The 23,439-nt window shown below is 54.8% G+C and carries 21 protein-coding genes; all 21 read left to right on the top strand.

All coding sequences use genetic code 11. The features are described 5' to 3' along the window. Positions 1 to 92 precede the first annotated feature (92 nt). The 21 genes from BN1247_RS08370 (at position 93) to pyrE (ending at position 23,227) form a co-directional block, all read left to right on the top strand. Positions 93 to 446 carry a YlmC/YmxH family sporulation protein gene (locus tag BN1247_RS08370; RefSeq protein WP_054949975.1) on the top strand — a complete coding sequence of 118 codons (354 nt, stop codon included), beginning with the start codon at positions 93 to 95 and terminating at the stop codon, positions 444 to 446. 88 nt (positions 447 to 534) lie between these two features. Beyond that, positions 535 to 1,428: a peptidoglycan editing factor PgeF gene (gene pgeF, locus BN1247_RS08365; RefSeq protein ID WP_054949974.1), complete on the top strand. Its 894-nt coding sequence runs from the start codon at positions 535 to 537 to the stop codon at positions 1,426 to 1,428. 3 nt (positions 1,429 to 1,431) lie between these two features. Then, a complete protein-coding gene (locus BN1247_RS08360) occupies positions 1,432 to 2,127 on the top strand; it encodes a YggS family pyridoxal phosphate-dependent enzyme (protein WP_054949973.1) in 696 nt (231 codons plus the stop codon). 23 nt (positions 2,128 to 2,150) lie between these two features. Continuing rightward, complete coding sequence (locus BN1247_RS08355) at positions 2,151 to 2,573, top strand: cell division protein SepF (RefSeq protein ID WP_054949972.1); 423 nt, start codon at positions 2,151 to 2,153, stop codon at positions 2,571 to 2,573. 4 nt (positions 2,574 to 2,577) lie between these two features. Further along, positions 2,578 to 2,856, top strand: coding sequence for a YggT family protein (locus tag BN1247_RS08350; protein WP_390622038.1), 279 nt, complete (start codon positions 2,578 to 2,580; stop codon positions 2,854 to 2,856). Beyond that, the gene (locus BN1247_RS08345) at positions 2,856 to 3,647 is read left to right on the top strand and encodes a YlmH family RNA-binding protein (RefSeq protein WP_054949971.1); all 792 of its coding nucleotides are present in this window, start codon (positions 2,856 to 2,858) and stop codon (positions 3,645 to 3,647) included. Before BN1247_RS08350 ends, BN1247_RS08345 begins: the two co-directional genes overlap by 1 nt. A 158-nt stretch (positions 3,648 to 3,805) precedes the next feature. After that, positions 3,806 to 4,306: a DivIVA domain-containing protein gene (locus tag BN1247_RS08340; protein ID WP_054949970.1), complete on the top strand. Its 501-nt coding sequence runs from the start codon at positions 3,806 to 3,808 to the stop codon at positions 4,304 to 4,306. Between the two features lie 514 nt (positions 4,307 to 4,820). After that, on the top strand, positions 4,821 to 7,613 hold the full coding sequence (gene ileS / locus BN1247_RS08335) for an isoleucine--tRNA ligase (protein ID WP_054949969.1): 2,793 nt from the start codon (positions 4,821 to 4,823) through the stop codon (positions 7,611 to 7,613). A 184-nt stretch (positions 7,614 to 7,797) separates the two neighbouring features. Further along, the gene (locus tag BN1247_RS08330; protein WP_054949968.1) at positions 7,798 to 8,520 is read left to right on the top strand and encodes a TraR/DksA C4-type zinc finger protein; all 723 of its coding nucleotides are present in this window, start codon (positions 7,798 to 7,800) and stop codon (positions 8,518 to 8,520) included. Positions 8,521 to 8,772: 252 nt separating this feature from the next. Next, complete coding sequence (gene lspA, locus BN1247_RS08325; RefSeq protein WP_054949967.1) at positions 8,773 to 9,249, top strand: signal peptidase II; 477 nt, start codon at positions 8,773 to 8,775, stop codon at positions 9,247 to 9,249. Positions 9,250 to 9,255: 6 nt separating this feature from the next. Then, positions 9,256 to 10,194, top strand: a complete 939-nt coding sequence (locus BN1247_RS08320; protein ID WP_054949966.1) for an RluA family pseudouridine synthase — start codon at positions 9,256 to 9,258, stop codon at positions 10,192 to 10,194. 81 nt (positions 10,195 to 10,275) lie between these two features. Further along, positions 10,276 to 11,340 (top strand): TAXI family TRAP transporter solute-binding subunit, encoded by a 1,065-nt coding sequence (locus tag BN1247_RS08315; protein WP_054949965.1) that lies wholly within the window; start codon positions 10,276 to 10,278, stop codon positions 11,338 to 11,340. A 275-nt stretch (positions 11,341 to 11,615) separates the two neighbouring features. Further along, positions 11,616 to 12,149 (top strand): bifunctional pyr operon transcriptional regulator/uracil phosphoribosyltransferase PyrR, encoded by a 534-nt coding sequence (pyrR, locus tag BN1247_RS18155; protein ID WP_074011097.1) that lies wholly within the window; start codon positions 11,616 to 11,618, stop codon positions 12,147 to 12,149. Positions 12,150 to 12,450: 301 nt separating this feature from the next. Beyond that, the gene (gene uraA, locus BN1247_RS08305) at positions 12,451 to 13,851 is read left to right on the top strand and encodes a uracil permease (RefSeq protein ID WP_054951572.1); all 1,401 of its coding nucleotides are present in this window, start codon (positions 12,451 to 12,453) and stop codon (positions 13,849 to 13,851) included. Between the two features lie 303 nt (positions 13,852 to 14,154). Continuing rightward, positions 14,155 to 15,237 carry an aspartate carbamoyltransferase catalytic subunit gene (locus BN1247_RS08300; protein ID WP_074011096.1) on the top strand — a complete coding sequence of 361 codons (1,083 nt, stop codon included), beginning with the start codon at positions 14,155 to 14,157 and terminating at the stop codon, positions 15,235 to 15,237. After that, positions 15,212 to 16,528: a dihydroorotase gene (locus BN1247_RS08295; protein ID WP_054949964.1), complete on the top strand. Its 1,317-nt coding sequence runs from the start codon at positions 15,212 to 15,214 to the stop codon at positions 16,526 to 16,528. The genes BN1247_RS08300 and BN1247_RS08295 overlap by 26 nt, the downstream gene beginning before the upstream one ends. Then, entirely contained in the window at positions 16,529 to 19,882 is a 3,354-nt protein-coding gene (gene carB / locus BN1247_RS08290) for a carbamoyl-phosphate synthase large subunit (protein WP_054949963.1), read from the top strand. It begins immediately after the preceding gene. Between the two features lie 48 nt (positions 19,883 to 19,930). Beyond that, positions 19,931 to 20,743: a dihydroorotate dehydrogenase electron transfer subunit gene (locus BN1247_RS08285; protein WP_231633205.1), complete on the top strand. Its 813-nt coding sequence runs from the start codon at positions 19,931 to 19,933 to the stop codon at positions 20,741 to 20,743. Then, positions 20,740 to 21,657: a dihydroorotate dehydrogenase gene (locus BN1247_RS08280; RefSeq protein WP_074011095.1), complete on the top strand. Its 918-nt coding sequence runs from the start codon at positions 20,740 to 20,742 to the stop codon at positions 21,655 to 21,657. Before BN1247_RS08285 ends, BN1247_RS08280 begins: the two co-directional genes overlap by 4 nt. Further along, entirely contained in the window at positions 21,654 to 22,385 is a 732-nt protein-coding gene (gene pyrF, locus BN1247_RS08275; RefSeq protein WP_054951569.1) for an orotidine-5'-phosphate decarboxylase, read from the top strand. The genes BN1247_RS08280 and pyrF overlap by 4 nt, the downstream gene beginning before the upstream one ends. 182 nt (positions 22,386 to 22,567) lie before the next feature. Further along, the gene (pyrE, locus tag BN1247_RS08270) at positions 22,568 to 23,227 is read left to right on the top strand and encodes an orotate phosphoribosyltransferase (RefSeq protein ID WP_231633202.1); all 660 of its coding nucleotides are present in this window, start codon (positions 22,568 to 22,570) and stop codon (positions 23,225 to 23,227) included. The last annotated feature ends 212 nt before the right edge of the window (positions 23,228 to 23,439 follow it).

Below are 23,439 nucleotides of genomic sequence, written 5' to 3'. Positions count from 1 at the left end.
TCCGTAGGGCGGTTTTTTTACTGGAAGTGTTCGTGGAAGTGCTCCTGAGCATTTTTCGCTTTCGTACACATTATGGGTGGATGTCTCATATAATGTACTGTAAGAGACAGGCGGAATGGGGGATTAAAGTGGTTAAAATCTCCGATTTACAGACGAAGGACGTCGTTAACATTACGGACGGTAAACGGTTGGGGCAAGTGAACGACTTGGAGCTAAATCTTGCCCTCGGGCGCGTAGAAGCGATCGTCGTTCCCGTGACAGCGAAAGTGCTCAGCTTTTTTGGCTCCGACGAGGAATACGTGATCCCGTGGCGAAATATCGTCAAAATCGGTTCCGATGTGATCCTCGTTCGCTTAGATACTGTCTCCGAGACAGCCGACGATTATTACGACCGCGACGTGGAGAAAAGCATTTATCGACCACCGCTTACCCCTCAAAAAAAATGAGGGGTCGCTTTATGTGTTTCTTAAAAGTCTAAAAAGGCGTTTGTTCACGGGGATGTTTATGGTAATATGAGGTGGAGGAGGAAATCGCGTGGAACCGTTCGTTTATGAAAAACGCGCTTGTGTACCGATGCTGACGATTCCTTTGTTGGACAGGCAGGCTCCCGGCACGATTGCTGGGATCAGCGTGCGCGGTAGCGGCGAGCGACAGACAGCGGGTACATCTTGTGAGCAGGTACTTGCGGACGCATCTTGCTATCATTACAGTTTACACTTAAAAACCGACGACCCAGAGGACGTCGTCCCCAATCGGGAGCAACTTGTGCACGCCCTTAAGTTTACGCCGGAGGCGTGGACGTGTGCCGACCAAGTGCACGGAAAACGCATCGCGCGTGTGAGTCTTGCGGAACGCGGCGCGGGATTTCGCGCACACGATACAGCGATTGCCGCAACAGACGGGCTCATCACGGAGGAAACAGATGTGTTGCTGACCGCTTTTTTTGCCGACTGTGTGCCCCTGTTTTATTGGGACGCCGCAAGCGGCGCGATCGGCATCGCCCACGCTGGGTGGCGGGGAACGGTCGCCGGTATTGCCGGGGAAATGGTTGCCCACATGCAGGTCGCCTTTCACTCGGATCCGGCCAATGTACACGTTGCGATCGGACCGTCGATCGGTGCGTGTTGCTACGAGGTTGACGACCGCGTCGCCACAGCGCTTCGCAAACAGTTGGCGAACGTGCCAGAGCCAGATGTGTGCCAGGCAGTGATCCAGCAGGCGGAGGCGCATGATGAAAGACGTTATATGGTAGATTTAAAGCAGGCCAACGCGGCGATTTTAAGACGGGCCGGGGTTGCCGCGGCACACATTCACGTCTCGCGTTACTGTACGTGTTGCGACGAGCAGTTGTTTTTTTCCCATCGCCGCGACGGTGAACGGGCTGGCCGCATGGCCGCTTGGATCGGGAGACGAAAGGATGAGCATTAAGACGTGAACAAAGAAACACTGGAACAAAACTACCGCGCCGTGACAGCTAACATTCAGCAGGCGTGTAAGCGGAGCGGGCGGAGTCCCGATGAAGTAGGCGTGATCGCCGTCACCAAATATGTCGGCATCGAAACGACAGAAGCTGTTCTCGACCTCGGGGTGGGCCACATCGGCGAAAGTCGCGCACAAGAAGCAGTTCCGAAGTGGGAAGCGCTCGGGAATAGGGGCACGTGGCATTTTATCGGGCACTTACAGCGCAATAAAGTAAAAGACGTCGTCGGACGCTTTACATATATCCATTCGTTGGATCGCTTTTCGTTGGCGCAGGAAATAAGTAAGCGAGCCGCGCAAAAGGAAGTGACTGTGCGCGCACTCCTTCAAGTTAATGTCGCGGGCGAAGAGAGCAAATTCGGTCTGTCGCCGGATGAAGTGGTCGAATTTTCCCGTGAAGTGGCGGCGTTGCCGCACCTTACCGTCGCTGGGTTAATGACGATGGCGCCACATGTACCCAATAGTGAGGAGGTTCGCCCGATTTTTCGCGAGTTACGCGCGTTGCGCGATAAATTGGACACATATAGAGGTGCATCGGAAAAACAGTTGGAGTTGTCGATGGGCATGTCTAACGATTACGAGGTCGCGGTCGAAGAAGGCGCGACGATGGTGCGCGTAGGTTCTTCGTTAGTCGGCCGGGAACGATAACATTTGTGTGAGGTGGGGCTGCGATGGGAGTTTTTAATCGTCTGATGGGTATATTTGGTTTGCAAGAAGAGGAGGAAGTGTACGAGGTGCGCGAGCAGGACGGGGAAGAAAAAACGCCGGAAAAAGGGCGACAATCCGGAAGTAACGTCGTTTCGTTACACACGAAAAAAAACGTCCGCCTCGTGCTCGTCGAACCGCGTTCATACGACGAAGTACAAGAGTTTGCCGATCACTTGCGCAATCGTCGGGCGATTGTCGTTAACTTGCAGCGTATGCCCACCGAGCAAGCGACGCGGGTGCTTGACTTTTTGAGCGGCACGATTTACGCAGTCAACGGTAACATTCAAAAGATAGGCTCGCATATCTTTTTGTGTACGCCAGATAATGTGGAAGTACAAGGCTCCATTTCGGAAGTGCAAGACGATGCAGACAAAAACTTGAGGTGATGGAGTGGAATTAACTTGGCTGTTTAGTTTTTTCGCGATGGCGTTTCGCGTCTATTACTTTTTAATAATCGCGTGGGTGCTCATGTCGTGGCTCGGTAATGTGCGCGAAACACCGGTCGGCTTGGCGATTGGGCGACTCGTCGAACCGTATCTCGCGCTCTTTCGCTTCATACCCCCGATCGGAGGCATGATCGACATTTCGCCGATCGTCGCCCTGTTTGCCCTTCGATTTGTAGAGAGTGGCTTTTTCACTGTTCTAGGTTGGATCGTGGGCGCTTTCTAATGACGCACACACATACAGACAATGCCATGCAGCATTTTAGAGCCGATGAGCAGCCGTTCATTGAACGGGCACTCGACTGGATTGAACGCGCGACAACCTACCATCAACCCGTGTTGACACAGTTTTTAAACCCGCGCGAACGCTACATTTTACAGGCGTTCGTACCAGCCGGGAGCGAGGTCGTGCTAGGCTTCGACGGCGGGTACGACGGGGCCGAATACACGCGATGCCTCTTAGTGCCGAGCTACTGGCAACCGGATGAGAGTGAGATGGCGCTCAGTTTTTTGCGCGTTACGGGGGCGTCGAAGTTTCAGCGCCTTGCGCATAAAGATTACCTAGGGGCACTGCTCCACTTGGGGATTAAGCGGGACACAATCGGCGACTTGCTCGTGACGGAAGGCGGATGTGATCTCGTGACGACGCGCGAGATGGGGTCATTTATCGAGCTCCACTTAAAGCACGTGCACCGCGTGCACGTCGCCGTTACCGCTATCGGACGTTCGGCCCTCCGAGTGCCCGAACACAAGTGGCTGGAGCAGTCGGTAACCGTGGCGTCGGCGCGGTTGGACAGCGTGCTCAGTGCCGCATTTCCACTTTCCCGCAGCAAAACGGTGTCGCTGATCCGTACGGGTAAGTGTAAGCTCAATTGGAAAGTCGAAGAAAACGCAGCGGCACCTGTAGAGCCGGGGGACATGCTTTCGCTGCGCGGCTACGGTCGCGTGCTCGTCGCGAGCGTAGATGGGACGACGAAACGGGGTCGCTTGCGTTTAACGTTGCACAAGCCGCATTAAATCCTTTTACGACGTGAAAAATGTGTAGGCAAAAAAACTTTTCCTGTTCGTTCGACATTATTTTTCTTTTGGAGCAGGATTTCCGCTTTCTACTGTCGAATGTTTGACTATCGCAGAGTTATTAACAGCATTTGCCATATTAATGGAGGTGTCATCCCGTGTCACTTACACCGATGGATATAAATAATAAGGAATTTAACCGCAAGCTCCGCGGGTACAGCGAAGAAGAGGTTAACGAGTTTTTAGGTCAGATTTCAAAAGAATACGAGCTTCTGCTCAAGGAAAATAAGAAACTTGAGCGGGAAAATAAAGATGCAAAGGAAAAGTTGAGCCGTTTCTCGAATATCGAAGAGAGCTTGAGTAAGTCGATTTTGGTTGCGCAAGAAACGGCGGAAGAAGTAAAAAGTAACGCGCGGAAAGAATCGCAGCTCCTCGTCAAGGAAGCGGAAAAAAATGCGGATCGCATCATTAACGAAGCGCTGACAAAAGTGCGTAAAGTGTATATGGAGATGGACGACTTAAAGCGCCGTGCTGCAATTTATCGTTCTCGATTGAGAAGTTTAGTCGAGGCACAGTTGGATATGTTGGAAAAAAGCGATTGGGACGCCTTAAAGGAAATCGAAGAAGAAATCGAACAGGTAAAAGAAGAAGTTTATTAGCGGAAGTTTACGATGCATGTGTAGAGGAAAAACTGTGCCTAGGCGTATAAACTGTTGACGCGGAAACGCGTTTTCAGTATAGTTAAGAGATAATCATACGTGTTCATATGAAAAAAACGATGCGCGGGACAGTAACCAGAGAGGTTAACTTAAAGCGAGTCGGGGACGGTGGGAGCCCGGCGGTTAACGGCTGTGTGAACATCACCTGCAAGTTGTTGCCTGAACGGACGTTGTCATTAGTAGGGTAAACCGCGATCGACTTCGCGTTAACAAAGGTTTGAGTGTTCGTTCGCCTGCTGCACGGCGGATTGGACGCACGACGCACAGTGTACGTACGAGTTGCGCTGCGGATAATGCACACAGAGCGGCTCCGACGTACAACGTATGCAACGTGTGTAATGGATCGCGACAGGTGACGAACAATTAGGGTGGTACCGCGGGACCCCTTCTCGCCCCTAGGGCAGAAGGGGTTATTTGCGTTAAAAAGACAGTGAAGACAGGAGTGGTACGTTTCATGGATTACGGAAAGACGGTCAACTTACCGAAGACAAAATTTCCGATGCGCGGCAATTTGCCGAACAAAGAACCGGAGATGCAAAAATGGTGGGACGACATCGACATTTATGCCCAAGTGCAAGCGAGGCAACAAGGGAAGCCGAAATTCGTGTTGCACGACGGCCCGCCTTATGCTAACGGCGACATTCACATCGGGCACGCGCTCAACAAAATTATAAAAGATATGATCGTCCGCTTTAAGACGATGCAAGGGTATGACGCACCGTACGTGCCAGGCTGGGACACGCACGGGTTACCGATTGAACACGCCGTCGTCAAAAAAGGAAAGATCGACCGCAAGCGCGTACCGGTCAATGAGTTTCGTGCCAAGTGTGCCGAGTATGCTCAAAAGTATATCGATAAACAGCGGGAACAGTTTAAACGGCTCGGCGTCCGCGGCGACTGGAAAAATCCGTACATTACGCTAAAGCCAGCGTTTGAGGCGGCGCAAATTCGCGTTTTTGGCGATATGGCCAAAAAAGGATTCATTTACCGCGGCAAAAAATCGGTCTACTGGTCGCCGTCGTCGGAAACGGCGTTAGCAGAGGCGGAGATTGAATATTACGATAAACGGTCGCCGTCGCTTTACGTCAAGTTTCCCGTCGCGGACGGCAACGGGGTTGTTCCGGAAGCGAATGCGTTCGTCCTCATTTGGACGACGACGCCCTGGACGATTCCGGCTAACTTAGCGGTTGCGCTCAAAGAAGACTTCACTTACGCCCTCGTGAAGGTCGGGGAGGAGTATCTCCTACTCGCGGAAGCGCTCGTCGACGACGTGATGAAGGAAGCGGACATCGCTTCGTATGACATCGTGAAGACGTGGAAAGGGAGCGAGCTCGACGGAGTCGTCTGCCGCCACCCGTTTTACGACCGGATGAGCCCGCTCGTCTTCGGTGACCACGTGACGTTAGATGCCGGTACTGGCTGCGTGCACACAGCGCCAGGCCACGGGGAAGAAGACTTTGAACTTGGCATTAAATACGACCTCGGCGTGTTGTGCCCAGTGGATGAACGCGGCGTCTTTACAGAGGAAGCCCCCGGGTTTACAGGCTTGTTTTACGATAAAGCGAACAAAGTCGTGACGGAAAAGCTGGACGAAGGCGGTCACCTATTCAAACTGTCATTCATTACACATCAATATCCGCATGACTGGCGGAGTAAGCAGCCCGTCATTTACCGGGCGACGGAACAGTGGTTTGCGTCGATCGACGGTTTTCGCGAGGAGATGTTGGAACAAATTAAGGCGGTCAAGTGGCACCCAAAATGGGGAGAAGTGCGCCTGCACAACATGGTTGCCGACCGCGGCGACTGGTGTATTTCGCGGCAACGGGTGTGGGGTGTGCCGCTACCAATTTTTTACTGTAAAAAGTGTGGGCACGAGTTAATTACAGATGAGACGATCGATCAAATTGCGAACCTGTTTGCGGCAGAAGGATCTGACGCGTGGTATGACAAAACGGAAGCTGAACTGTTGCCACACGGGGCGACGTGTACCGCCTGCGGGCACGATGAATTCCGCAAAGAGACGGATACGATGGACGTCTGGTTCGATTCGGGATCGAGTCACGTGGCTGTGCTGCGGCAGCGCGAGGAGCTGAAGTGGCCGGCAGACATGTACTTGGAAGGTTCGGACCAGTATCGGGGCTGGTTTAATTCGTCGCTGTCGACGGCGGTCGCTGCGTTCGGGCAAGCGCCGTATGAACAAGTGCTCAGTCATGGGTTTACGCTCGACGGGGAAGGACGCAAGATGTCGAAGTCGCTCGGCAATACGGTTGCACCACAAGACATTACGAAGCAGCTCGGCGCCGACATTTTGCGCCTGTGGGTGTCGTCCGTCGACTATACGGCCGACGTGCGCATTTCTGACAGCATCTTGAAACAAATTGCCGAAGTGTACCGCAAAATCCGCAATACAATGCGTTTCTTGCTCGGTAACTTGGCCGACTTTGATCCGAAACGGGATGGCGTGGCGCACGGTGAGATGGAAGAGTTGGAACGATACGTCCTCTCCAAGTTGCAGCAGCTCGTGAAACGAGTGAACGCAGCGTACGACGGTTACGAGTTTCACGCCGTTTACCATCACGTGCACAACTTTTGTGCCGTGTTCTTGTCTCAGTTTTACTTCGACATTCGCAAGGACCGCCTGTATACGGAGTACAGCGAGGCGAAAAGTCGTCGCGCGACGCAGACGGTGTTGTACGAGCTGCTAAATGCCCTCGTGCGCCTCATTGCGCCAATCCTCGCGCATACGGCTGACGAAGTGTGGCGCTACGTCCCGGGTGCAGACGTCGTAAGCGTACAGTTAACAGACATGCCGCAGCCGGACGAGCAACTGACCGATGCCGCACTGGAACAAAAGTGGGATCGGTTGACAGCCGTGCGCGACGACGTGTTAAAAGCGTTAGAAGAAGCGCGCAAGGCAAAGCTGATCGGCAACTCCCTCGGCGCTGCGGTGGAGCTGTTCCCCGAGGTAGAGACGTACGAACTGCTTAAAGGGGTCGACCGCCTCGACCAATTTCTGATCGTTTCCGCAGTGACACTGCACGAACCGGGCGCCAATCCTTCCGCAGAAGCACTCGCTTACGACGGTTTGCACGTCAAAGTGGCGCAAGCTGAAGGCGAGAAGTGTGAACGTTGCTGGGTCATCTCACCTGAGGTAGGCAAAGACGACGCGTACCTCGACTTGTGCCACCGCTGTGCGACGACAGTGCGCAACCATTATGCCGACGTCGTTGCCGGAGAAGACGCATAGCTATTCGTATAGTTGTTCGCATAGCAGTATACTGTCGCCTCCTCCCTCCCGCTCGTGCATGAGGGAAGAGGCGATATTTTTTTGAGTGAAAGGGCGTAGAAAAGGGCAAGTTACGAACAGCTAAGCACATTGTTCAACTGTACGAGAAGACATTGTGCAACTACTTGTGAAAGGACGTTAGCGTGTGAATAGCGAACAACTTGCCCAGTTGCGACAACAATTAACGGAAGAGCGTGCGGCCATTGAAACGCGACTCGACCAGACCGTCCATTACGGGTTAAAGACGGGGATGAACGATTCGGTCGGGGAATTAGCTGGATACGACAACCACCCCGCAGACTTAGGTTCGGAAATGTTTGAACGAGGTAAAGACATCGCCTTGAACGAATTAGACGAACACCGCCTCGAAGATGTAACGGCGGCGCTTAAGCGCATGGAGGACGGAACGTACGGCGTCTGTGTAACGTGTGGGCGGGAGATTTCGCCTGCGCGGCTACAGGCCAACCCGACGGCCAAATTTTGCGTGGATCATCAACTCGACGATGAACAGTCGTTCCGGCGGCCGATCGAGGAAGAAGTGTTAACACCAACCTTTGGCAAGTACAATTATGACGGCGATGACCGTGAAACCGAGTTTGACGCAGAAGATGCGTGGCAAGCGGTCGAGCAGTACGGGACGTCGAACCCGCCTGACTTTTACCGCGAAGGCAGGAGTTACAACGAGTTAGGGAACGAGCCAGACGAGCGGCGCGGCGCAGTCGAAGATATTGAAAACATTGCTGTAGCCGATTTTATCGGTGAACACAACGAGGACGGCTCGATTGAATTGACGCGCAACGACGCGTATAGAAGGTTACAGGCAGAGGAGGAGGCGGAGCGGGACGAGGGTGAAGGCGAACGTTATTAAGGCATAAAAGCGTGAGGTGTCACGTCCTATTAGCGCTTCGCGCTACTCACCTCGCGCTACTTACCAGCGCTACTCACCTAGCGCTGCTCTATGTCGTTACTGACGAGCGAAGATGTAGAAAAGAGTGCTTTGGAAGGTAAAGACGTGAAGATGAAGATGGGAAGTTGTTCCCGCTACGGTGCTGTGCTACAATTTTAAACAGCTTAACGGAAAAAAAATATTTAAGGTTGGTGCATTCTGGGAGGGACGGGTTTGTTTGTTTATTTATTGTTGGCACTCATTGTTGTCGGGTGTGACCAGTTGACGAAGCTCGTTATTGTGAAAGCGATGAATTTGTACGACACGATTCCGGTGATCGACGGAGTATTCCACATTACGTCGCACCGTAACGCGGGGGCAGCGTTCGGCATTCTCCAAGATGCCCGTTGGTTTTTTATCGTCGTAACGGTCGTCGTCATCATCGGGATTTTGTGGTATATGACGCAAATAAGAGAACAAAAAGGGATGCTTGTTTCCTTAGCGCTCGTGTTGGGCGGGGCGATTGGAAACTTCATCGACCGTCTCTTGCAGGGGGAAGTCGTCGACTTTTTAGATTTTCGCATGATTAATTTCCCGATTTTTAACGTTGCTGATTCTGCAATCGTGGTCGGGGTAATAATTTTATTGTGGTTTACGCTTTTTTCGAGGCAAACGCAAGTTACGGAAAAATACCGTTTTGAGGATGAGTAACTAATCGTGAACGAAGAAGGAACGGTTTGCTGGTGCGTCGATGAGGCTGCCGCTGGCGAACGAGTCGATAAATATGTGGCGCGGCAAGGGGAGTGGTCGCGTGCCGTCGTGCAAAGGTGGATCGAAGAGGAGCGGGTGACGAGCGGTGGGCGCGCGGTTAAAGCAAACTATCGGTTGCAAGCGGGGGAAAAGATCTGTTTGCACGTGCCTGCACCTGTGACACACACGATTGAGCCGGAGGCGGTTCCGCTCGACATTGTGTACGAAGACGACGATGTGCTCATCGTGAACAAGCCGCGCGGGATGGTCGTGCACCCGGCACCCGGGAATGTCGCCGGTACGTTAGTGAACGCGTTACTCGCACACTGTGACCACTTATCGGGGATAAACGGCGACCTGCGCCCGGGGATCGTCCACCGCATCGATAAAGATACGTCCGGATTACTAATGGTCGCAAAGACGGACGCGGCTCACGAATCGCTGGCGCAGCAGTTAGCGGCGCATACGGTGAAACGCGAATATATGGCGATCGTACACGGCAAAATCGGTCACGCGAAAGGGACGATTGATGCGCCGATCGGACGCCATCCGAAGAATAGGAAAGAAATGGCTGTTGTGCATAATAATGGTAAAAGGGCGGTGACCCATTTTAACGTTATCGAATACTTTCCTGACTTTACATTTGTCGTTTGCCGCTTAGAGACAGGGCGGACGCACCAAATTCGCGTTCATATGGCGTACATCGGTCACCCGCTCCTCGGCGATCCGAAATACGGGTCGCGCAAGCGCACGATTGTAGGCGACCGTATAAGTGGACAAGCACTGCACGCGGCGACGTTAGGTTTCGTTCACCCCCGGAGCGGCGAACAGCTACAGTTTCACGCTCCGGTGCCGCAAGATATGGAAGATACTTTGGCTAAACTTCGCGCAGCGTCGCGCGGTTGAGGTAACGGTTGCTTGCTTCTATCCCTTAGGCCGTATGCATACGATAGTAAACAGAAACTGGACGGTTGAGGGGGAAGAGGGGTGCGAAGGTACGGGGCGGCTCTGCTTTGTGGTCTTCTTAGTTTGCTACTCGTGTCGGCGTGTACGATGGGGACGGGAACGGGTATAGGCGGCGACGGCGAAAAAAAACGCGAGAAACAGGATGCAAGTTCTAAACCGATTTTTAATAATAGGGGGACAGGTGTCGTCTCAATCCTTGAAAAGCAAGCAAAAGACGCGCTGTCGATTACGATTGCATCAGGCGGTCAATCGGGCGTCTACTATGCAGTCGGCGATGCGTTAGGGAAGTTGTATGAACAAGCGTTAGGCGTGACAGCGTCGGTTCAAGCGACGGCGTCGTCGGTGGAAAATATTCATCTACTCGCACAAGGCCACGCGCAATTGGCGCTCATTGGCAGCGACGCAGCGGTGCGCGCCTACGAGGGCGCCGCGCCTTTTACTAAAAAAATGGATCGCTTTCAAGCGATTGCCGCGCTCTATCCAAATTACGTGCAGCTCGTGACGACGAGTGATACGGGAATCGGGCAAGTTTCCGACCTCGCCGGAAAAAAAGTGGCCGTTGGGGCGCTAAACAGTGTCGTCGAACAAAATGCGCGCGAAGTGTTGGCGGCCTTCGGGCTTGCGTACGACGATTTTGAGGCGGAGTTCCTTCCTTACGCGGAAGCAGTAGACGGCTTAAAAAACGGCACGGTCGATGCGGCATTCGTCATTTCTGGGCTCCCGAATTCGGAAATAGTTGATTCGTTACTTACGGAAGATATTTATGTCGTGCCACTGACTGGTTCGGCAATGATCGAGTTGCAAAAAGAGCATCCTTACTATATCCAAGGTTTTATTCCGGCGCATACGTATAGAAATGAAAGTGACGTTCCGACCGTGGCGATTATGAACGTGCTCGTCGCTAGTCGCGAGCTAGACGAAGAGACGGTTTATCAGTTGACGAAGACATTTTTTAGTAAAATGGCCGTCATCCAAAATGCGCACGTCGTCACGCGCAACCTTACAATGACCGGGGCGAAGGACTTTTTGCCGATCCCGCTCCATCCCGGCGCGGAAAGGTTTTATAAGGAACGCGGAATGAAATGAAGCCCAAAAAAAGGCGTTGTGAACGGGTTGCCAGCGTGCGCTTCGGATATGAAAAATTTGTGGGGCAAAAAAACAGGTCTCATTTTTTTGCCCAAGGGGTTGACATTGCACGACATATCGGTCATAATACGAAAAGCAACTGTATAAGACCTTTTAAGGACAGTCCCGTGAGACTGGCAAGGGTAAGACGGATAGGGCTCTGCAAGAAGGGAGTGCCTTGCCTACACGTGGGCGGGGCTCTTTTTTTGTACGTAGGAAGGCGAGGAGGGCTAACGTTGCAAAAGAAAAATGTCATTCTCGATGAAGCGGCGATGCGGCGGGCGTTGACACGGATTGCCCACGAAATCGTAGAAAAAAACAAAGGAATCACCGATTGTGTGTTAGTCGGGATTAAGACGCGTGGGGTGCCGCTCTCTGAGCGACTAGCGGCGCGCATTAGCGACATCGAAGGGCAAGATGTTCCAGTGGGTCAGCTGGACATTACGCTGTACCGTGACGACTTGAGTGAAAAAACGGCAGACCCGGTCGTAAAAGGGAATGATATTCCCGTTCCCGTCACGGGAAAGCACGTCATACTCGTCGACGATGTGTTGTTTACTGGACGGACGGTGCGCGCGGCGATGGATGCGCTCATCGACCTCGGGCGGCCGCGCACGGTTCAGTTAGCGGTCCTCGTCGACCGCGGACACCGCGAACTACCGATTCGCGCCGATTACATCGGCAAAAATGTCCCGACAGCGAAGACGGAGGTCATTAAAGTTGCCGTGCAAGAAATCGAAGGGACGGACGAAGTCGTCATTAAACGGTAAGTAAACAAAAACGGTAATTAAACAAAAGCGTTAATTATACATTTAGCGATGTAAAAAACTTTATCCCTCTTTAACTCAGTCCCGTGAGGCTGGCAAGAGGTTCTGCGAGAGCTGTTACGCGCTGTGGCTGTGCGCCCTGCTGTACTTATAACTAGTAAGTGCAGTGCCGCACCGCACGGACACCGTGCGTACGCTAAAAACGCACCGCTTTGCGCAAAGCAAGCAAAAAAACCTCTTGGCCTCGGCCGAAGAGGTTTTTTTTGTACACTGTTTTCACTTAATTTTTGAGGAGGAGAACGACATGAAACAAACACACGTTGTGTTAGACGTCCATGAGCGTCCGCCCCTGTTCAAATGGGCAGCTTTAAGTATTCAGCACTTATTCGCGATGTTCGGGGCGACGATTCTCGTGCCGCTACTTACCGGTATGAGTGTCTCTGTGGCACTGCTGACGAGCGGGATCGGAACGCTCGCTTATCTCGTCATTACGCGCGGTAAAATTCCTGCGTACCTCGGCTCGTCATTTGCCTTTATCGTTCCGTTCATTACCGTTTCACAAAGTCAAGGGATGGGGGCGGCGCTGTTTGGCGGGTTGCTCGCCGGAATCGTCTACGGGACCGTCGCTGTATTCGTATACCGCTTCGGCGTCAACTGGCTGCAAAAAATATTCCCGCCAGTCGTCATCGGTTCCATCGTCGCTGTCATCGGATTGGCCCTCGCCGGCACAGCCGTAGATATGGCAAGCACGACACAAACAGTTGTCGATAAGCCAGAGACGATTGAACAATTCCACGCGTTGACGGCAGACGGTGCGACCGTTCAAAGTATCGACGACAAAGCCGGTACGGTGACGCTCAAACACTACTCGTTAAAACATTTCGTCGTGGCGTTAGCGACGTTAGCGATCGCCATTATCGCTAATATGTTTTTCCGCGGGTTTCTCGGTATTATTCCGATTTTAATCGGGATTGTCGGCGGCTACATCGTCGCCCTGTTCGCTGGCATTGTCGACTTTACCCCTGTTAAAGAGGCGAACTGGTTTGTCCTGCCGCAGCTCACGACGCCGCAAGTATCATGGACAGCCGCGCTCGTCATCGTTCCCGTCGCGCTCGTTACGCTCGCCGAACACGTCGGCCATTTAATGGTGACAAGCGGCATTATGCGACGCGACTTGGCCAAAGACCCTGGGTTACACCGCTCGCTTATGGGCGACGGCGTCGCAACGATGATCGCTTCGTGCCTCGGTGGACCGCCAAATACGACGTACGGGGAAAACATCGGCGTCATGGCGATTTCCCGCGTGTTTAGTGTATACGTCATCGGCGGAGCAGCCGTGTTCGCAATGACGTTTGCCTTCGTCGGCAAATTAGAAGCACTCATCGCGACGGTACCGACAGCGGTCATGGGCGGGGTGTCGATCTTGCTGTTCGGAATTATCGCTTCGTCCGGCTTGCGCATGTTAGTGGAAAACGGGGTCGATTTTACGGAGAAGCGCAACCTGATCATCGCCTCAGTTATTCTCGTCATCGGCATTGGCGGTGCCGCTCTAAAGTTTGTCGGCATTCACCTCGAAATCGAAGGCATGTCGCTGGCGACGTTTATCGGGGTAGCCCTCAACTTGCTGTTGCCTGGTAGAACGGAAGCGGAGGCGGCCGATGGGTTGGACGCACAACCGCGTTCGGCGTCGAGCCAAGCATCGTAACCGTAGCTTATCGCTCACAATAGCGAAGGAGACGTGGGCAAAGCCGAAACGCATCGTCTAGTTACCGTTGCTAAACGTGGGCAAAGCTGAAACTAATCGTCCATTTACCGTTGCTAAACGTAGGCTAAACGGACACAAATTGTCAACTTAACGATGCTAAAGGTCAATCCAAATAATAACGAAATGAAGTCGTCTTTAAACTGGTTCCGTGAGGCCGGCAAGGCGTGTCTGTATGCGGTCTGTCCGACCGCCTAGCTCCTTGCGGCCTTGCGCAGGGAGTTTTTTTTACGGGAGGGAACGCTTGTGCAATCGACATCTTTACTGACGGTTGACGAATTGTCTACTGAGGCGATTAACGCCATTTTAGAGCGGGCCGACCAAATGGCTCGGGCACCGCTAGGGGCGTACAGTGATCGTCTAAAAGGAAAAGTGATGGTGCAGCTCTTTTACGAACCGAGTACGCGTACGCGCTGTTCGTTCGAACTGGCGGCGAAGCGTCTCGGCATGGATGTGCTCTACTTTGACGCGGATGTTTCCAGTGTAACTAAAGGGGAAAGTTTGTGGGACACCTTGCGGACACTTGAGGCGATGGGAGTCGATACGGCGGTCATCCGCCACCAACACAATGACGTGTTTGACGCGTTGCGCGGCAAGTTGCACATGCGGTTAGTGAATGCGGGGAATGGAACGTGTGCCCATCCGACACAAGCGTTACTCGACTGGCTGACGATGCGGCAAACGTTTGGCAGTCTAGAGGGGCTCACTGTGGCCATCGTCGGCGACATTCGCCATAGCCGCGTCGCCCGCTCCAACGTGTACGGGCTCAAGCGCCTCGGCGCACGACCGGTCGTCAGCGGGCCGGATGTGTTTCGCGATAAACGGTTAGAACGGCTTGCCCCTTACGTGCCGTTTGAGCGCGCACTGCGCGAAGCGGATGTCGTCATGATGCTGCGCATTCAACGCGAGCGGCTAGAGAGTGAACTAAAGTGGGAGTTAGACGACTATATGTGGCAGTACGGTTTGACGGAGCGGCGCATGGAGTTACTACAGCCACAGGCGATCGTGATGCACCCCGGTCCAGTTAATCGCGGCATTGAGATCGATGGGGCGGTAGTCGAACACCCGCGTTCGCGCATTGCGTCACAAGTGCAAAATGGGGTGTTTGTACGGATGGCGGTGCTCGAGTACGTCCTGTATGGGACTGTAGTAGATGACGGTACAAGGAATGGCGCAAGTGAATCGATAAGTGACACGAGTGGGATGAGTGTCATGGGTGGGATAAGTGATATGAGTAGGATGAGCGGGACGAGTGGGATGAGTGAGACGAATAAATCAGGCGTGGAGAAAGGGGAAGTTGTTCGTGGACGTTCTCATCAAGCAAGCTAACTGTTATTTAGAGGGCAAGTGGCGGCGTGTCGATGTGCACGTACAAAACGGCGTCATTGCGGCGATCGGCAACCGATTAGACGTACGCGGGACAGAATTCGTCGCTGCGGAAGGACTGACGTTACTCCCGGGATTGATCGACGTACACGTCCATTTGCGCGAGCCAGGATTTACAGCGAAAGAAACGATCGCCAGCGGTAGTCGGGCGGCGGCGCGCGGCGGTTTTACGACGATTGCCGCGATGCCGAACACGTCGCCAGTGACGGATACGCCACAAAAAATTCGTGAACAGGTGGAGCAAGCGGATCGTGATGCCGTCGTGAAGGTGCTCTTTTACGCAGCGATTACGCACGGTCTCGCGGGGGAGGCGCTAACTGACTGCGGTGGGCTCAAACGGGCGGGCGCCTTCGCGCTCACGGACGACGGCGTCGGGGTGCAATCGGCGCAAAAAATGATGCAAGCAATGGAACAGGCACGGGCTACAGGATTGCCGCTCGTCGCACACTGCGAGGACAATTCTCTCGCCGGAGACGGCGTCGTACACGACGGCGAGGTAGCGAAGCGACTGAATCTGCCGGCTATCCCCGGGGAAGCGGAAGCCGCTCACGTCGCGCGCGACGCTGTCCTCGCTGCGCGGACGGGGGTACATTATCACGTGTGCCACGTCAGTAGCGCGGCCTCAGTAGCGGCAATTCGCGCCGCCAAGCAGTACGGTGTGCACATTACTGCCGAAGTGACACCGCACCATCTCGTGTTGACGGAAGCGGACATTCCTGGCGACGACGCGCGTTACAAAATGAATCCGCCACTGCGTGCCGCGGAAGATCGCGCCGCCTTGATCGCTGCACTGTTGGACGGGACGATCGACATGATCGCGACCGATCACGCGCCGCACGAAACAGCGGAAAAAGCGCGTGGCTTCCGGCAGGCGCCGTTCGGGATCGTCGGGCTGGAAACGGCGTTTCCGCTCCTGTATACCCGCCTCGTCAAGACGGGTGTACTGGCGCTAGAACAACTCGTGCAGCGCATGAGTACGATTCCGGCTGAACGGTTTGGCCTCCCAGGGGGGCACGTGCGCGTAGGAGCCGTTGCCGATTTGACACTCGTCGACTTAAAAAGATGTGCCCGCGTCGATGCTAGCACGTTTTACAGCAAAAGCGAAAACACCCCGTTTGCCGATTGGGAACTGCAAGGGTGGCCGGTATGGACGATGGTGGACGGAGAGATCGTCTACGACGCGGCGCTTCTAAAAACGTCACGACAACACGAACAACGTAAAGGAGAGGTTTGAGTGCCAAAATTTCCTCATATTAAGAAAGTGCTCGTCATCGGCTCAGGACCGATCGTGATCGGACAAGCCGCAGAATTTGACTATGCCGGGACACAAGCGTGTCGGGCATTGAAGCAGGCGGGGGTCGAAGTGGTGCTGGCGAATAGCAACCCGGCAACGATTATGACCGATCCGGATACGGCCGACCGCGTCTACGTCGAACCGCTGACGACGCAATTTCTCGCCCACATCATTCGCAAAGAACGCCCGGACGGCATTTTGCCGACTCTCGGGGGGCAGACGGCGCTCAACCTCGCGGTCGAATTAGCGGAAAGCGGTGTGCTTAAGCGGGAAGGTGTCCGCTTGTTAGGGACGGACCTCGACGCCATTCAAGGGGCAGAAGACCGCGAACGGTTCCGCTCGCTCATGCTCGACATCGGCCAGCCGATCCCGGAGAGCGCCATTGTGCACACGGCGGAAGAAGCGGTGCAGTTTGCCGCAAAGAGCGGCTATCCAGTCATCGTACGACCGGCGTTTACGCTCGGCGGCACAGGCGGTGGTATCGCTGATTCAGAGGATGAGCTCCTAGAAATTATGGAAGGAGCGCTGACGTACAGTCCAATTGGTCAGGCGCTCGTCGAACAAAGTGTCGCCGGATATAAGGAAATCGAGTTTGAAGTCATCCGCGACCGGGACGACAACTGTGTCGCGGTGTGTCACATGGAAAACGTCGATCCGGTCGGCGTGCACACCGGCGACAGCATCGTCGTCGCCCCGGCGCTCACGCTAGCTGCGGACGACCTCGCGCGGCTTAAAGAAGCGTCGTTTGCCATCATTCGCAAATTGCAAATCGAAGGTGGCTGCAATGTGCAGTACGCGTTTGACCCGAACGACGGCAACTATTACGTCATAGAAGTGAATCCGCGCGTCAGCCGTTCGAGCGCGCTCGCTTCGAAAGCGACTGGTTATCCGATTGCGAAAGTTTCCTCTTTAATCGCTCTCGGCTACACGCTCGCGGAAATCGTACGCCCAGTCGCAGGGCAAAAGGCGGCACTGTTTGAACCCGAGCTCGACTACGTCGTCACGAAAATCCCGCGCTGGCCGTTTGATAAGTTTCCGGCTGCAGAGCGTCGTTTAGGGACGCAAATGAAGGCGACAGGAGAAGTGATGGCACTCGGGGCGACATTTGCTGAATCGTTGCAAAAAGCGGTTCGCTCCCTCGAACTGGAGGTGAGTGGCTTGCAATTGCCAGCATATGCGGCGTTAGACGGTGCGGCGCTCGAAGAGCGCGTGTGCGAGGCACATGACATGCGGCTGTTTGCCTTGACGGAAGCGTTGCGGCGCGGCTACACGGTCGAGCACCTTCACGCCCTCACGGCGATTGACCACTTTTTCCTGGGGGAGCTAGCGCGGCTCGTCGCACTCGAGCAGCGGTTGACAGAGAGACCGCTACAGCGGGAATTACTCATGGAAGCAAAAAGCATGGGATTCAGCGATGCGACGATTGCTGCTTTCCAAGGGTGTACAATTGATGAGGTACGTGCGTTGTCTTGCAAATGGCGCATCCGTCCGACGTTTAAGCAGGTTGACACGTGCTTAAACCGCTTTGGGGTACAAAGTCCGTACTTATACCGCACGTTTGCTGCGGAGCGGGAGTCGGCAGCGGATGGCGCGATGGCGAAGGCGGACGGTATAAAAGCGGAAGTTGACAGCGCGACGGGAACGGATCGCGTGACGGAGGCAGTAGACAGCGCGATGGCAGAAGCGGTCGGTGTGACAGTGGAAGCGAACGTCGGAGGCTCGGCTGCGGAAGGCGTGCTAGCAGAGGGCCGGAGAGACGGAAAGCCGCCTGTCATCGTCCTCGGTAGCGGGCCGATTCGCATCGGACAAGGGATCGAATTTGACTATGCGACGGTACACGCGGTGCAAGCGATACGCGAGGCCGGATACGAAGCGGTCATCATTAACAACAACCCGGAAACAGTATCTACAGACTTTGACATTTCCGACCGACTCTACTTTGAGCCGCTGGACATCGAAGACGTGCTCGCCGTCGTCAACCACGAGCAGCCACTCGGCGTCGTCGTCCAATTCGGGGGACAAACATCGCTTAACTTGGCGCGAGAACTCGACTGCCTCGGAATCCCGATTTTAGGGACGACGATGGCGAATATCAGCCGGGCAGAAGACCGCGAACAATTTGAGGAATTACTCGCCGGGTTACACATTCGCCGCCCGCGCGGGGTGACCGTGAATTCGGTACAAGAGGCACATAGCCGGGCGAATACGCTAGGTTTTCCGGTGCTCGTACGCCCGTCGTACGTGCTCGGTGGACGGGCGATGCAAATCGTGTACAGTGACGACGAACTCGCCACGTATTTGCAAGAAGCAGTTGCGGTCAATCCGGACCAACCTGTCTTAATCGACCGCTATGTACGGGGGAAAGAAATTGAAGTCGACGCCTTGTGCGACGGAGAAAACGTTCTCGTTCCCGGCATCATGGAGCACCTCGAACGGGCGGGCGTGCATTCCGGCGACTCGATTGCCGTCTATCCCACGCAATCGCTTAGTGATCAGGAAAAAGAAGAAGTCGTTGCAGTAACGACGCGCATTGCCCGGGCGTTAGACGTGCGCGGCCTGCTGAACATCCAGTTTGTCAGTTACGAGGACGAGCTGTACGTGATCGAGGTCAATCCGCGCGCTTCGCGGACAGTGCCTTTTTTGAGTAAAGTGACGGGACTTCCGCTGGCGCGCTTAGCGACGAACATCATGTTAGGTGACACACTGTCCACGCTCGGCTTAGCGCCTGGGTTGTGGCCGGAAGGGGAGATAGTTGCTGTTAAGGTTCCTGTGTTCTCGTTTGCCAAACTGTCAGACGTCGAGGTAACGTTAGGTCCGGAAATGAAATCGACGGGTGAAGTGATGGGCCGAGATGCAACGTTTCCGCGGGCGCTGTATAAAGGTTTCGCCTCAGCTGGCCTCACCGTGCCACGCGAAGGGACGGTACTCGTCACCGTCGCGGACAAGGACAAGCAGGATGTCCTCCCACTCGTCAAGCGGCTCGGGCGACTCGGCTACCGTTTGGTAGCGACTGTCGGTACCGCGCAGTTTTTACGCAACCACGGCCTTCCGGTGGAGACCGTTGCGAAATTAAGTGAAGGCGCGGAAGACATTTTACAGCTTATTCGTCAAGGCGCGGTCGATATGGTCGTCAATACGTGGACGCGCGGGCGCGAGCCACAGCGGGACGGCTTCCGCATTCGGCGCGGCGCGGTCGAAAACGGCGTGCCGTGTTTAACCTCGCTCGACACGTTAGCGGGGCTGCTCATCACGTTAGAGGAAGTGACGTTTACGGCCGAGCCACTAGCGCGCTAAACTCACGCGAAGAAAAGAGTAACGGCAAAAAGGAAGGGTGTCACAAAGATGGCCACAAAGATGGTGAAAAAAGAGCTCACCGTATTACAAAATAGGCGCATCGCAAGCGACATTTACCAAATCGACTGCCACGACCCTGAGGTGGCACACGGGCAAGCTCCGGGACAGTTCTACCACATTCGATGCGGTAGTGGATGGGAACTCACGCTGCGCCGACCGATCAGTATAGCTGTACAGGACGCCCGTGAACAGACAGTTACACTCATTTACCGCGCCGCTGGAAAAGGGACGACGTGGCTAGCTTCCCGTCGCCGCGGCGACACACTAGACGTGCTCGGACCGCTCGGCAACGGCTTTCCACTGACGGCGGCGCCGACGGTTAAACGGGCGCTTCTCGTCGGAGGGGGAGTCGGTGTGCCGCCGCTGTACGGGTTGGCGCGCGACTTACATGCGCGCGGCGCAGTCGTCGACAGTATCCTCGGTTTTGCCTCACGCGAAGCTGCGTTTTACGTCGACGAATTTCGGGCGTTTGGGTCGGTTGCCGTCGCGACAGACGACGGCACCCTCGGCACGCGCGGCCGCGTCACAGACTTGATCGAGAGCCCGTATCCGTGGGATGTGTTTTACGCCTGCGGGCCCTTGCCGATGCTACGCGCGTTACAACAGTTGTTTGCGAAGACAGCGCTCGACGGATACGTCTCGCTCGAAGAGCGGATGGGGTGCGGCGTAGGCGCTTGTCTTGCTTGCGTCTGCCAACTGCGCACGCAAGAGCCCCGGCTTTGTGAGCGAGAGACCCAACTAACGCAAGTGAAAATTTGTAGTGACGGCCCTGTTTTTCCGTTTCGGGAGGTGGTTTTGTGAGTGAACGTCTCGAGGTACGTCTCGGTTCGCTAACGTTAAACAATCCGGTCATGCCCGCATCCGGCTGTTTTGGGTTCGGGCGAGAGTACAGTCAGTTTTACGATCTGCGCCAGTTAGGCGCGATCGCGATCAAGGCGACCACACCTGAGCCGCGCCGCGGCAATCCGACGCCGCGGGTGGCAGAAACGCCGGCAGGTATGCTCAATGCGATCGGGTTGCAAAACCCGGGCGTCGACGAAGTATGTGCGACTGAACTCCCGTGGCTCGATCAGTTTGGAGTACCGATCTTTGCCAATATTGCTGGCAATACGGTGGAAGATTACGAACAAGTAGCCGCGCAAGTGAGCGCGAGTCCGCACGTCGCGGCCTTGGAGCTAAACATCTCCTGTCCGAACGTCGCCTGTGGCGGGGTGGCTTTCGGGGCCGATCCGCAATTAGCTGCCGAAGTGACACAAGCTGTCAAACGTGTCAGTCGCGTGCCCGTGTTCGTCAAATTGACGCCGCACGCTGCCGATATCGTCGCCGTCGCCCGCGCCGTCGCCGCTGCGGGTGCCGATGGACTAAGCATGGTTAACACGTTGCTCGGCATGCGTCTCGACTTAAACACGCGGCGTCCGATTCTGGCGAATGAACGGGGGGGTCTGTCCGGTCCGGCGATTAAACCAGTGGCGCTTCGGATGATTTGGGATGTGAGCCAGGCCGTCGATTTGCCGATCATCGGCATGGGGGGCATTACGTCGGCGGAAGATGTGATTGAATTTTTCCTCGCCGGTGCATCGGCAATCGCAGTCGGCACCGCCAATTTTACGAACCCGTACATTTGTCCAGAAATTATCGCTGCGTTACCGCCGTTACTCGACAAGTTGCACGTAGAACGCATTGCCGAATTAACAGGAGCGGGGTGGAAAAAGTGACAGTAAACGAGACACACAAAGATCGACGCATTATCGTAGCCCTCGACGTGCCAGACGAGCGGGCGGCCGAGCAGTTACTGGCGAAGTTTGGCGACAACAAGCCCTTCGTAAAAGTTGGCATGCAGTTGTTTTACGCTGCTGGCCCATCATTTGTACACAAATTAAAAGCACACGGCTATCCGGTATTTCTCGATTTGAAGTTACACGACATTCCGCAAACGGTGTACCTTGCGGCACAGTCACTCGCGCGGCTAAACGTCGACCTCACAACCGTACACATTGCCGGAGGGACGGAAATGTTACGCGCTGCCGTCGCTGGCGTTCGCGACATTCAAACAGAAAAACAGGCGACTAAAGTTATCGGCGTCACCCAGTTAACGAGTACGAATGAACACGTGTTGAATGAACAGATTGGCATTGCGGGCACAGTCGCGCAAAGTGTCAGCCACTACGCCGAGTTAGCGCAAGGGGCTGGTTTGAACGGCGTCGTCTGTTCTGGTTGGGAAGTCGAACAACTGAAGCGAGGGGCACGCGAAGACTTTCTCGCGGTCACTCCGGGCATCCGTCTACCGGAACACGCCCACGGCGATCAGAAGCGCGTCATGAGCCCACAGGAAGCGGTGCGCCGCGGTGCGGATTACCTCGTCATCGGGCGGTCGATTACGCACGCCGACGATCCGCGCGCCGTGTACGAACGCATCGGGCAGGCACTTACAGGAGAGGCCTAACGACAGCAGTAACGCTGCAGTTACGCACCGCACAGCTGACACTCGGAAACGGGAAAACTGTCTTAAGCGGTGCGCACGGATGAGTGTCACTCATTGCATGGAAGTGTCACTCATTGCATGGAAGTGGCTATAGAAATTGTGGAATGACAGCAGTAAATAAAGCAACGTGTGGAGGAATGAGTGTGTTGAACAAACGTGAAGCGACAGCTGTGAATGAGACGGTAACGGAGAAGGAAGCGGTACAGACTAACGGGGCTCACATCGAAACGCACAACGAGTGGGTTGCACTGTTGGAAAAGAATAACGTTATAAAAAAGGGACATTATCTATTGACCTCAGGTCGTCACACGAACCGCTACTTGCAATGCGCGTTACTGTTTCAGCATCCTGAAGATGCGGAAGCGGTCGGACGAGCGATGGCAGAGCCGTTTCAAGCGAGCGATGTCGACGTGGTCGTCGGCCCGGCGGTGGGCGGTATTGTCGCTGCACACGAAGTAGCGCGCGCCCTCGGTTGCCGGGCACTGTTTACGGAGCGCGAAAATGGCAAGATGACCTTCCGCCGCGGTTTTCAATTGTACAAGGGGGAGCGGATCGTCGTCGTGGAAGATGTCGTAACGACCGGCGGTTCGGTGCAAGAAGTGTTAGACGTCGCCGAACGGCACGGTGCGGAAGTCCTCGGCATCGCCAGCGTCGTCGACCGCAGTACGAATGGTTCGCCGTTCCGTTATCCGTTCCATTCGCTCGTTAAGATACAGGTCGAGACGTACACGTCAGAACAGTGCCCGCTTTGTGCTGCAGGGGCCGAGCCGCCGATTAAACCGGGGAGCCGCAAGACGAGCTAGCCAACCTGCCGCCAACTTGCTGCTAAGCTGCCGCCAACCTGCTGCCAACCTACCGCCAACCTGCTAAGGAAGAAGAGTGAACGCGGGTGCATCCTGCCACTACTAAAACTTGCGATCGAAAGACAGGAGGATCTCCGTGCCACGCAATGTTGATCAAGATAGCAGTGGTTGCCGACAATGCTCGCCGAAGAACTCGGCATGTCGTTTAGCTT

Source organism: Numidum massiliense (assembly GCF_001375555.1).
Lineage (GTDB): Bacteria > Bacillota > Bacilli > Thermoactinomycetales > Novibacillaceae > Numidum > Numidum massiliense.
Note: the sequence above shows the minus strand (reverse complement) of the source record. Positions and strands in the feature narration are given on the sequence as shown.